We start from the raw sequence: 11481 nt of genomic DNA on the forward strand, positions 1-11481 counted from the left end.
GTCAGCGCTCGGGCAGAACCACTCGGATGCGCGAGCCGGGATCGGCGACGGCGATGGTGCCCCCGTGCAGGTCGACCACCCAGCGCGAGATGGCGAGGCCGAGCCCGGTGCCGCCGCCCACGGTGCGGCCTCCCCTGGTGAACCGGTCGAAGACCCTGGCGCGTTCGGCGGGCGGGATACCAGGGCCGTCGTCCTCGACATCGATGACGACCTCACCCTGCGAAACACGCACGGCGATGCGGACTTCACCACCGGCGGGTCCGTGCCGTGCGGCATTGTCGAGCAAGTTGAGCAGCACCTGATGCAATCGCGCACGGTCGGCGTATATGCGGGCGGTGCCGGGCAGGACGTCGGTGTGGAAGCGAACGCCGCGCCCGAGCGCGGCCGTCATGACTTCGGCCTCGGCGACGACGTCCGCCAGCAGCGGCGCGACCGGCAGTTCTTCGCGATCGAGCGGGAAGGCGCCCGCTTCGATGCTGGAGAGGTCGAGCAGTTCGGATACCAGCAGCGTCAACCGCTCGGTCTGGGCCAGCGCGGTGCGCAGGGTCGCCGGGTCGGGTTGGGAGACGCCATCGACCAGGTTCTCCAGTACCGCGTGTAAAGCGGTGATGGGTGTGCGCAATTCGTGCGAGACATTCGCTATGAGGTCGCGGCGTTGCTGGTCGGCCGCGGCCAGGTCGGCGGCCATCTGGTTGAACGCCTCGGCCAATTGCCCTACTTCGTCGCGGGAACTGGGCCGGACCCGGTGGGTGTAGTCACCGTGCGCCATCCGTTTGGCCGCCGCGGTCATCTCCCGTAGCGGCCTGGTGATGCCATGCGCGAGAACCTGCGAGGTCGCCAGCGCGATCACCATCGCGGTGAGCGTGGTGCGCGGCGGCAACCAGCCGATCTTGAACCGGAAGAACCCGAACGCGACCCCGCCGGAACACAACATGAGGATCGCCAGTTTCAGCTTGATCGACTTGACCGGGTCCAGCGGCCGCGGCAACAACTCGGCCAGACGCTCGCTCGTCCGGCGCGTCCATCGTCGCGCGGCGGGGATCCCCGGGCCAGTCTGTTCCGCCCGCCGGATACTGTCGTTCGCTTCGAACCGCCCACCGCGGGCAGCTATCGGGTCCTGCCCGGACTCGGCGCTCATCGGGCCTCCAGCGCGTACCCGACACCACGCACGGTGCGGATGAGGTCGGCGCCGAGCTTGCGCCGCAAAGCCTTGATGTGACTGTCGACCGCGCGGGTACCCGCGGCGTCGGCCCAGTCCCATACGTCTTCGAGCAGACGCTCGCGCGCGAGTACCGTGCGCGGGCGACGGGCCAGGCGCGCGAGTAGATCGAATTCGAGCGGCGTCAGTTGCGCCTCGACGCCGGCGCGCCACACCCGGCGCTGGTCGACGTCGATGCGCAGGTCCCCGACCAGAATTGTCGCGCCGTCGCGGTCGGCGGCACGTTCCATCCGACGCAACAGCGCGTGCACGCGCGCGGCGAGCACGCGGAGCGAGAACGGTTTGGTGAGGTAGTCATCGGCACCGACACCCAGGCCGACCAGCTGGTCGGTTTCATCGGCGCGCGCGGTGAGCATGAGCACGGGAATCGGGCGGCGGGTCTGAATGCGTCGGCACACTTCCAGGCCGTCGAACCCGGGCAGCATGACGTCGAGCACCACCAGGTCGGGTTCGGCGGACGCGACGGCGGCGACGGCGGAAGGGCCGTCATGCGCCAGATCGACCGTGAATCCTTCGGCCCGCAGTCGCGCCGCGACCGACTGCGCGATGGTGATTTCGTCGTCCACCACCAGGATCCGCCGCGCAGTCGGCTGCGGAGCGGTCGCCGTGCTCTGTTCCATGCACCGAACCCTAGCCACCGGCCGTGGAGGAATCCGTCGGCAATTGTGGAGATTTCGTGTGCACCCGTCCGGCGGCGGACGCGCTCACGGCCGGGGCCATGGCCGCTTGTCGATCCGAACGCGGCGACGTCAGCCGCGGTCCAGTCGTTCAGCACGGCGCGTGCTTTTCTGGGGCTCCGCCGTGCTCAGCGCGGGCGTGGCCACGCTGATCTGTCTGCTCGTGCCCGCCACGCCGCCGCGCGCGGGCGGCGGCTTCGACATGCTGGGCGCGCGCTCGGACTCAGTACCGGACTGGTGTGCCTGCTGCTCGCGGTGTCCAAGGGCGCCGACTGGGGCTGGGCAGACGGCACAGCGATCGGGCTGTTCGCGGGCGCGGTCCTCGTCCTCGCGATCTGGGGTTGGTGGGAACTGCGCGCCGCCGACCCGCTGGTCGATCTGCGGGTGACCGTCCGGAAGCAGGTGTTGCTGACCAACGCCGCGTCGATCGTGGTCGGGTTCGCCATGTACGCGCAGTCGTTGATCGTGCCGCAGTTGCTGCAGCTGCCGGTGTCCACCGGATACGGACTCGGCCAGTCCATGCTGGCGATGGGCCTGTGGATGGCGCCCGCCGGGCTGGTGATGATGGCGGTCGCACCGCTGGGAGCTCGGCTTTCTGCGGCCCGCGGGCCGAAGATGACGCTCGTCGTCGGCAGTGCGGTGATCGCGCTCGGCCTGCTGATCGGCTGCGGCGTCGCGGTACTCGCCGCGCTCATCGCGCTTTCCATCCCGGTCCGCAAGCCCGCCACACCGATTCGGAACTCCGTCGCCCCCGAGCCCGTGGTGGCGCACACCTGAGCGAGATTCACGGCATCAGGCGAACAGGCGCGCCACGAACGGAGTGCTGTCGGGCAAGGACGTGGCCATCGTCGCGCTGTGGTCCTTGCCCGGATACACATGGACCTCGGGCCGGACGCCGTGCAGTTCCAGATCGGAGACCAGTTTCGCGGTCAGAGGCGCGGGGACATCCGTGTCGTTGGTTCCCTGACCGATGAACAGCGGGCGGTCGTAGCCCGTGAGCGGGACATCCATGACCGGGCGGGCGGTTGCGACGAAGTCCCCGTCGGACAGCGGACGGGAGAACATTCCACCGACCGGGACACCCTGTGCGCGCTCGGCCAGCGGCTGGAAGCACAGCGTCTCCGCGGCGGTCGCCAGTTGCTTGCCGAGCGGACTGAGGTAGCTGTCCATGTCGAAGTCCGGCCGAGCCGCCTTCAGTCCGTTCATCACATAGGCGATGTAGGCCGTCAGATGTGGGTTCTCCAGCGCGGGCGCACCCGGGCCGAGCAGCGCGGCGGCGTCGACGACAGTGGCGGCGGGACCGGTCGCGACCGCACCGCGGTAGTCCAGTTCCGGCGCGTACTTCGTGGCCAGCGATGCGGTGAACAGCGCGGCGCCACCGCCTTGCGACTGGCCGATGGCCACCCACTTCGACGACAGCGAATCGTCCACGGAGCGCGCGGCGCGGACCATATCGATCGCCGCGCGCGCCTCGGCACGTCCATCCAGGTATGCGTGCGGCCCCGGAGTCCCGAGACCGATGTAGTCGGTGGCGACGACGGCGTAACCCTGCCGCATCCAGTGCGCAAGGTAGTCCAGGTCGCGCTTGCTGCGTCCGGCGGCGGAAGGCGCGCATTCGTCGCCGAGGCCGACCGTCCCGTGTTCCCAGGACAACACCGGCCAGCCACCACTGGGCGCGGTACCGGTGGGAATGAAGACGGCGCCGGTGGACAGGGCGGGCCGATCGTGGGAGGTGCGGGTCCAGTACGTCACACGCCGAGCCGTGCCGGTACCCGCGATCCACAGCTGTTCCGGCAGCGCCACGCTGTGCAGCACCGTGCCGGGCGCTTCGCTCTGCGCGACCGGATCGGCTGCGGCAAGCCCCGTCGATGACGCCAGGGCGAGCAGCGCCGCCGCTGCCATGGTGATTCCTGCGCGTCGCATCGACATGAGCGCCCGCCTCCCGGTGTTGGTGTCTCAACGAGACACACTGTAGCGGCATTTTCCCGTAAAGTGTCACTTTGAGACATCAGGAGTGGTGACGTGCGGAGAAAGACTGCGCCATGACGAGCGTGAACGGTCTACGCGATCGCGAGAAAGCGCGAGTGCGGGGTGAATTGATCGACGCGGCGCTGCGCCTGTTCGAGCGACAAGGATTCGAGCAGACCACGGTGCAACAGATCGCGGATGCCGCACAGGTCTCCCGGCGCACCTTCCACCGCCACTTCCCGTCGAAAATGGCGGTGGTCTTCAGCCATGAGGAAGACCTCATGGCGCAGTTGCTCACCGCCGTCGACCGTCGGCCGCCGAGCGAGTCGGTGCTCACCGCCTTGCGAGCGGCCCTGCGCGACTTCCTGTTCGACCAGCGGGACGCGCCGTCACGGCGACGCCAGGCCGACACCGCACGGCGGGCCAGGCACCTACTGGTCGGCAATCCGGAGCTACGCAGGGAAAACTTCATCGGAGCACTCGGCCGCCAGCACGCGATGGCGCGAAATTTCGCCGCGCGCGCCGGACTGTCCGCCGACGACCTGGGGCCACAGCTCGCAGCCGCCGCGTGTTTCGCCGCATTCGGCGTCGGCCTCGATCACTGGATGTTGGGCGACGACCCTTCGATCGCCGCTTTGCATCGCGTCCTCGATCGCGCGGTGGCGTCACTGCAGCAGGGCATCGACCTCCATGGCGCGGGTTGATCCCCATCCGCGCCCACGCCGCAACCGGTTTCACCCCCGTCACCTACCATCGCCAAGGTGATCACGGTGGCCAGTTGGAACGTTCTGCATCGCGTCCATGCCGAGAACTGGTATGAGGACGTGGCGACGCGCTGGCCGGACGAGGGCGCGCGGATCGCCGCGATCACCGCACGCGTCGCCGAACGCACCGAGCGGATCATCGCGCTGCAGGAAGTCAGCGGAGACCAGCTGGCCGGCCTGCGAATGGCCTTACCGGGCAGGACGTTTCACGCGATGCGGTATCAGCGCCTGCCGACGCCGCGCCGCGTGCCCAGTTCGCTGCTCGACGGCGGCGAGTACCTGGTGGTGCTCACCGCAGAGCCGAGCAGGGAACTCGCCGCCGAGTCGTTCACGCAGGATCAGGGCAAGGGCGCGCTCGTCGTCGACGCGGGCGGACTGGTGGTGATCGCCACGCACGTGACCGGCGACCGGCGGCGCGCGCAGCAGCTGACCCGCCTGGCCGAACTCGCCACCGCCGCCGCACCGGGACATGCCGCCGTGCTGCTCGGCGACTTCAATACCGATCGCGGCACGGTGGCCGACGGGTTGGGCGACGGCTTCGTAGTCGCCGAGTGTGTCGCCGGCGCACTGCCGACTCGTCCGCGCGCGTCGGGGGCGAAGTCCCAGTACATCGATCACGTGGTTGCGCACGGCGCGACCGTCACGGCGGCCTCGGTCGACGACGTGGGCGGGGTGTCCGATCACAACCTCGTTCGCGCGGCCGTCATGATCTGAGCCGTTCGGGGCGCAGGCACGTCACCGGCCGCGCACCATCGGATGCGGTCGGTAGGCTGGCCGCGACATGAGCGTTCCCTCCACGCGCGTCGACGCGATCCCCGTCCGCATGATCGGCCTTCCCGCCGGGCGCATCGACCTGCGCGACGAAAGCAGGAAGACGAGCACAACGGTCGAGGTGGCCGCTTTCGACTTGGCGCCGTACCCGGTCACCACCGGACTCTTCGCCGCGGTGCACGGCATCGCGGCGCCGGACGAGGCGACCGCCGGCCTGCCGGCCACCGAGATCTCCTGGCCGGAGGCGGTCCGGTTCTGCAACCTGCTCTCCGATGCCAGCGGACTCACCCCCTGCTATGGGATCGGCGACGATCCCGACGCCCTCGACGTGACCTGCGCCCCGGCGGCCGATGGCTATCGCCTCCCCACGGAGGCCGAATGGGAATATGCCTGTCGTGCAGGCTCGCTCGCCGTGCGCTATGGCGATATCGACGAGATCGCCTGGTACCGCGAGAATTCCGGCGGCATGGTGCATCGGGTGGCGACCAAGGCGCCGAACGCCTGGGGCCTCTACGACATGATCGGGAACGTCTGGGAATGGTGCTGGGACATCTACGATCCCGAGGTCTACGGCCCGTACCGGGTGTTCCGCGGCGGCGGGGCTTTCGACCTGCCGCGCAGTTGCCGCGCCTCGTGCCGCCGCAAGAGTCACCCCACCTTTCACATCGATGACCTCGGGTTCCGCGTGGCCCGGAACCGACAGGGGGGATGACCGGATCATCGGCTCGATACTCGAAAAATATCGCGCGCCAGGACATCTCGCTCTGCCCGTCTCATTGCTGCGCGAGTCCATCAGCGACTTGGGCTCTTCACCCCGCCAGGTGCCGATCCATCTATCGCGACAGATCGATATGTGCGACCGTGTGCCGGGTCCAGCGGGCCATGAATCCGTGATGTCGGACACTCCACTGCCATTCGCGTCCTCGGTGAGGATCCGGATCGGCCGGATCTCGCCGCGACGTGCGCCATATAGCCGCGAGCGCGGGCTCGATCCGATGCGGACATCCGCTACGACACGAAGTAGTATGAGTCGGTGCGAAATCCGGCGAAAGTGGCGACGCGGCTGCGCGGCGCGTTCGTCGGATCCGCGGCCGGGGCGGTGAGCATCGCCGCACATGCCCTCGGCGGTGGAGCGATGTCCCCCGGCGCTTCGCCGATCGCGGTGTTGATCGTCGCGTGCGCGGCGGTGGGCTTCCTCGTCGGCGCGCGGCCGCACCGGCGCGGGCTCGGCGAGATCACGGCGATGCTGGCGATCGGGCAGACCGTCGCACACCTCGCGCTGACTCTGACCGCCGGGCATCAGCACGACGCGAATACGTCCTCGGTGCTGCTCGGCGCGCATCTCGCGGCCATCCCGATCGGCGGGCTGCTCATCCACGCCGCCGAACGGGCGGCGTTGCGAGCGGCATCCGACATCCAGCACACGGCGCGCATCCTGGCGGTCGGTCCCACCGCACCGGACGGATTCCGCTCGCCCCTGATCGACCGGGCTCTCACCCGTGCACGGCGCCTGCTGCTCGGTTCGGGCTCCGGCCTCCGTGGCCCGCCACTCCCCCGCTGAATTCCCGCACTGCCGGTGCACTTCAGGTCGTTGCCGCCCAAATACTTCCGGTCGGCCGGATACGACTGAGCTCGTATCAAACCAGCCCGTTCGCTGCCCGCGCCCGATACATGCTTACCTGCATTTCGGATATCACCGCCCGCCGATCATGGTGTGCGCCCTATGCCCTGGAACGAAAGGGCGGTGCGTCGCGGGGTCACGTGACCGGCGACGGGTCCGGTGACCGCGTTCGGCGGAGGGACTACGGAAAGGATCTGCGGCCCAGCGGAATCGGACGCACGCGGACGATTCGGCGCCCTAACGGCCCGCGATTCACTGTGCGGACAACACACTGACCGCTCTTGTCGAGCCCGTTGCGGCGCCATCGAGCCGCCGGTCCGGGCTGTGCCGAACACGGCACGAGACGGGAGCGGACCTGGCTCATCGGCGGAACTACCACCACATCTCACATGTTCGGAGTTTTCCATGCCCACTACCTTCGACCCACCGCACGTCGTGTCGCGCACCGCTCGTGTCCTGCGTGGCGTGGCAGCCGCTTCGGCGGTGCCCTTCCTGCTGGTCGCCTGCTCGTCGAACGACAAGACGGAGGCCGCGTCGTCCACCGACACCGTGACCGTCTCCGACCAATGGGTCAAGTCGGCCGACAGCGGGATGTCGGCCGCGTTCGGCGACCTGACCAACACCGGCGACACGCCGCGCACCGTGGTGTCGGCGACCAGTCCCGCCTCCAGCCGGATCGAGTTGCACGAAGTGGTCACCGACGCGAACGGAACGAAGGCGATGCGACCCAAACAGGGCGGCTTCGTGATTCCGGCGCACGGCCAGAAACGGCTGCGGCCCGGCGGTGACCACATCATGTTCATGGATCTGCACGGACCGCTGCGCACCGGCTCGGCGACGTCGGTCACGCTGACCTTCGACGATGGCTCGACCACGACCTTCACCGCCCAGGTGCGCGACTTCTCCGGCAACCAGGAGAATTACGTGCCCGACCACGCGGGCGGCGCACCGCATGCCGGCGTGCAGACCCCCTCGCACGGTGGCTGAGCGGAACGGATCGCGACCCGCACGGATCAACCGGCGGCGTCTGCTCGGCGGCGGCGCCGCCGCGGCCGGCGCCGCCGGGATCGGGCTCGGCACGGCGGCGCTGACCGGGACGCGAGAACCCGGAATGGCGCGCGAGGTCGCGACAGTACCGTTCTACGGACCCAACCAAGCGGGCATCGCCACCGCCCCGCAGTCGCACGCGGCGTTCGTCGCGTTCGACCTGAAGCCGGGCACGCGGCGCGACGACCTCGTCGGGCTGCTGCAGATCTGGACCGACGACACCGCCCGGCTCACCCAGGGCCGCCCCGCCCTCGCCGACACCGAGCCCGACCTGGCCCAGCGCCCGGCGCGGCTCACCGTCACGGTGGGCTTCGGGCCCGCCGTGTTCGGAGTGGCGGGCCTCGAGCAACACCTGCCGTCCTGGCTGAGGCCGTTGCCGCCGTTCGCCATCGACCGGCTCGAACCGGCCTGGACCGGTGGCGATCTACTGCTGCAAATTTGCGCCGACGAGGTGACCGCGGTGTCGCACACGGTGCGCGTGCTGTGCCGCAGTGTGTCCTCGTTGGTGGCCGTGCGCTGGGTGCAGCGCGGATTCCGCGATGCCGCGCCGGGGACGACGCCCCGCAATCTGATGGGTCAGGTGGACGGCACCGCGAATCTCACGCCGGGCACGCCGGAGTTCGCCCGCCTGGTGTGGGACGACGGCGCGACCATGCCGTGGCTCGCCGGCGGCACCTCGTGCGTGCTGCGTCGGATCGCGATGGCGCTGGACACCTGGGACGAAATAGACCGGGAGGAAAGGGAACTCACCGTCGGCCGCACCATCGCCAACGGCGCACCCCTTACCGGGACCGACGAATTCGACGAGCCGGATTTCACGGCCGCGGACGCGAACGGCATCCCGGTCATCCCGCCGTCGTCGCACATCGCTCGTGCCCATCACATGCACGACGGCGAACGGTTCCTCCGGCGTGGCTACAACTACGACGACGCACCCGCGCCCGGCCGGATCTCGAACTCGGGTCTGCTCTTCGCCGCCTACCAACGCGACGTGGACAGCCAGTTCCTGCCGGTCCAGCGCCGCCTCGCGGAGTTCGACGCGCTCAACGTCTGGACCACGCCGATCGGATCCGCGGTGTTCCTGATACCGCCGGGAGTGCCGTCGCCGGGCGGCTATCTCGGGCAGCCGCTGTTCGAGGCCTGACCCGCGAGGATGGTGGCCCTCCGGCCGATGCCGCGTCGACCACCTGGTGTTTCAGACGGGAGAGCGCGGATATCCAGTGGCGGTGTCAACTATCCCGAGACAGTCCGGCGATCGCGCGCAGCGCGGAGATCATTCCGGTGACCGGAATGCCGGGATCGATCGCCCGGAACAGGCCGAGCCCGACACCGAGCGCCAGCAGGGCGACGGCGGCTTCGGCAGTCGGCACCTGGGTATCGACCTCATCGGTCGTCTTCAGGGCCGTGCCGATCATGCTGGCGGTGGCACCGAGCCGGGTCGCGAGCTCGCCGCGCAGCTGGCCGTTGCGCCGCGCCTGCACACTGAACTCCAGTTCCAGCTGCGTCCAGTTCGGATCACCGATGACCTGTTCGGCCCATTCCGCGAGCCGTCGCAGACGATCCGCGGTCGTGGGCGCTGCGATGATGTCGGCGACCTCCGCCGCACGTTCGCCGTGGATCTCGTCGAGCACGGCCAAACACAGCTCGTCTTTCGTGCGGAAATTCGAATACACCGCGCCTTTGGTGAAACCCGCGGCCTCGGCGACCTTATCGATGCTCGTGGCCTGATATCCCTCGTCCAGGAACAGGCGCTTGGCGGTGGCGATCAACTCCGCGCGCGTCTGTGCCTGGCTCTGAGCTCGAGTCGGCCGGGCAACCTGCCCATATTCCTGAAGCCGCCGACTCTCATCCTGATTCGCAGACAACCGATACCCCTTCAGATACTCTCAGTATCCGATTGTAGATGCCAGCGGTATCCCAAATCGCAGGAAGGATCGAATCGTGAGGAGCCGAATAGGCAAAGTCGCCGCAGCTCTGACGGGAACCCTCCTCGTGGTCGGAGGCGGCGCGATCTCTGCACCACACGCATGGACGCAGCCGGCCGCGGAAGCCGCCGCTGATTTCTACGTGCCGCCGGTGCCGCTGCCATCGTCAGTGCCCGGCGCGATCATCCGCACCGAACCGTCACATCTGGCGTTGTCGGTCCCTGGAATCGCCGGAACGATCCCAGCAACATCGACGCGCGTCATGTACGTCAGCAGCGATACCCACGACGCACGGACCGCGGTGGTGGGAACGTATCTGGAGGCTTCCCAGCCGTGGACCGGCCCGGGAGAGCGCCCGCTGATCTCCTACGCGGTCGGCACGAAGGGACAGGGCGATCAGTGCGCCCCCTCGAAGTTGCTCGCCCAGTTCGTCCAGTATCAGCCTCCGCTCGACGTCATCGTCGAATATGACGTGCTGGCGATCTATACGCTCCTGGCCCGCGGCATGTCGGTCATGGTGACCGATTACCACGGCCTGGGCACGCCCGCGGTGCACGACTTTCTCAACCGGAAAGCCCAAGCGCACGCGCTACTGGACGGCGCACGTGCCGCGCTGCAGCTGCCCGGCACCAGCCTCGGTGCCAATTCGCCGGTCATCCTCTACGGCTACTCGCAGGGCGGCATGGCCTCCGCGGGCGCGGCCGAACTGCAACCGAGCTACGCCCCTGAACTGAACGTGCGTGGCGCCTACGTGGGCGGGCCGGTGGTGGACGACGAGTACTTCATCGGACACAACGACGGCCGCGGCGCCATGGGGCCCGCCTTCGCCTGGATCCTCAACGGCATCGCCGCCAATTACCCGGAAACCCGCCCGGCGCTCGACGCTGAACTCAACGACATCGGCAAGGCGATCCTGCGCGAATCCCAGGACAAGTGCGCCGTTCCGCTCGGACTTGCCCAGCTGCATCAGTTCACGTCCCAATGGACCACCAGCGGAGAACCTCTCACCGCCGTGATCGATCGGTCGCCGACGTTGAAAGCGGCATTCGACGAACAGCGGCTCGGCTCACTCGCCCCGTCGGTGCCCGTGCTGATCGCCTCGAGCCCGAACGACGAGGGAGCGCCGTATCCGCCCGTCCGCGACATGGCCGCCAGGTGGTGCGGTAGCGGGGTGCCCGTTCAGCTGGACGCGAACGCCGATATTCCCAGCGTCATCACGGGACTGCGGGTGACCCACGTGCTCGCCTTCTTCCCCTCCCTGGCGAACTCGCAGAATTGGATTACCGAGCGGCTCGCGGGCCAGCCCGCCCCGAGCAACTGCGCGGCTCTGCCCTAGTCCCACCTGCCCCCGGTTGCGCAGGGACAACCGACTCCGATACCGTCAGTATCCCGATCGGATGTACGGCCCCCGCGCAGTGCTCGTGCCGAGCATGGCTCGGCGCAGATGCGGTGGTGCCGTTGCCCGGCGCGGGTCGGCCTCAGGTCAGAC

Annotated in this window: 11 protein-coding genes and 1 pseudogene; 8 read left to right on the forward strand and 4 right to left on the reverse strand. The window is 68.8% G+C overall.

What is annotated here, in order from left to right; genetic code table 11:
• Position 1 precedes the first annotated feature (1 nt).
• Both AB0M45_RS02020 and AB0M45_RS02025 read right to left on the reverse strand, forming a co-directional pair.
• Entirely contained in the window at positions 2-1138 is a 1137-nt protein-coding gene (locus AB0M45_RS02020; RefSeq protein ID WP_364321840.1) for an ATP-binding protein, read from the reverse strand.
• A complete protein-coding gene (locus AB0M45_RS02025) occupies positions 1135-1839 on the reverse strand; it encodes a response regulator transcription factor (RefSeq protein ID WP_364321843.1) in 705 nt (234 codons plus the stop codon). Before AB0M45_RS02025 ends, AB0M45_RS02020 begins: the two co-directional genes overlap by 4 nt.
• A gap of 172 nt (positions 1840-2011) precedes the next feature.
• On the opposite strand from AB0M45_RS02025, the pseudogene AB0M45_RS02030 reads away from it, so the two are divergent.
• Positions 2012-2673, forward strand: a pseudogene (locus tag AB0M45_RS02030) (MFS transporter); the annotation flags it as partial.
• A 15-nt stretch (positions 2674-2688) separates the two neighbouring features.
• On the opposite strand, the gene AB0M45_RS02035 reads toward AB0M45_RS02030, so the two are convergent.
• Positions 2689-3825 (reverse strand): lipase family protein, encoded by a 1137-nt coding sequence (locus AB0M45_RS02035; RefSeq protein WP_364321846.1) that lies wholly within the window; start codon positions 3823-3825, stop codon positions 2689-2691.
• 113 nt (positions 3826-3938) lie between these two features.
• Between AB0M45_RS02035 and AB0M45_RS02040 the strand changes: the two genes are divergently transcribed.
• The 6 genes from AB0M45_RS02040 (at position 3939) to AB0M45_RS02065 (ending at position 9211) form a co-directional block, all read left to right on the forward strand.
• Positions 3939-4568, forward strand: coding sequence for a TetR family transcriptional regulator (locus AB0M45_RS02040; protein WP_364321849.1), 630 nt, complete (start codon positions 3939-3941; stop codon positions 4566-4568).
• A 57-nt stretch (positions 4569-4625) separates the two neighbouring features.
• Positions 4626-5342, forward strand: coding sequence for an endonuclease/exonuclease/phosphatase family protein (locus AB0M45_RS02045; protein WP_364321852.1), 717 nt, complete (start codon positions 4626-4628; stop codon positions 5340-5342).
• A gap of 67 nt (positions 5343-5409) precedes the next feature.
• Positions 5410-6111, forward strand: coding sequence for a formylglycine-generating enzyme family protein (locus AB0M45_RS02050; protein WP_364321855.1), 702 nt, complete (start codon positions 5410-5412; stop codon positions 6109-6111).
• A 321-nt stretch (positions 6112-6432) separates the two neighbouring features.
• Entirely contained in the window at positions 6433-6960 is a 528-nt protein-coding gene (locus AB0M45_RS02055; protein ID WP_364321858.1) for a hypothetical protein, read from the forward strand.
• Positions 6961-7425: 465 nt separating this feature from the next.
• Entirely contained in the window at positions 7426-8007 is a 582-nt protein-coding gene (locus tag AB0M45_RS02060; RefSeq protein ID WP_364321863.1) for a copper chaperone PCu(A)C, read from the forward strand.
• Positions 7973-9211, forward strand: coding sequence for a Dyp-type peroxidase (locus AB0M45_RS02065; RefSeq protein ID WP_364321866.1), 1239 nt, complete (start codon positions 7973-7975; stop codon positions 9209-9211). Before AB0M45_RS02060 ends, AB0M45_RS02065 begins: the two co-directional genes overlap by 35 nt.
• Positions 9212-9296: 85 nt before the next feature.
• On the opposite strand, the gene AB0M45_RS02070 is transcribed toward AB0M45_RS02065, so the two are convergent.
• Positions 9297-9836, reverse strand: coding sequence for a helix-turn-helix domain-containing protein (locus AB0M45_RS02070; RefSeq protein WP_364321869.1), 540 nt, complete (start codon positions 9834-9836; stop codon positions 9297-9299).
• A 172-nt stretch (positions 9837-10008) separates the two neighbouring features.
• Between AB0M45_RS02070 and AB0M45_RS02075 the strand changes: the two genes are divergently transcribed.
• Complete coding sequence (locus AB0M45_RS02075) at positions 10009-11328, forward strand: lipase family protein (RefSeq protein WP_364321872.1); 1320 nt, start codon at positions 10009-10011, stop codon at positions 11326-11328.
• The last annotated feature ends 153 nt before the right edge of the window (positions 11329-11481 follow it).

This window comes from Nocardia sp. NPDC051787, from assembly GCF_040681325.1.
In the GTDB taxonomy this organism is placed as follows: Bacteria; Actinomycetota; Actinomycetes; order Mycobacteriales; family Mycobacteriaceae; genus Nocardia.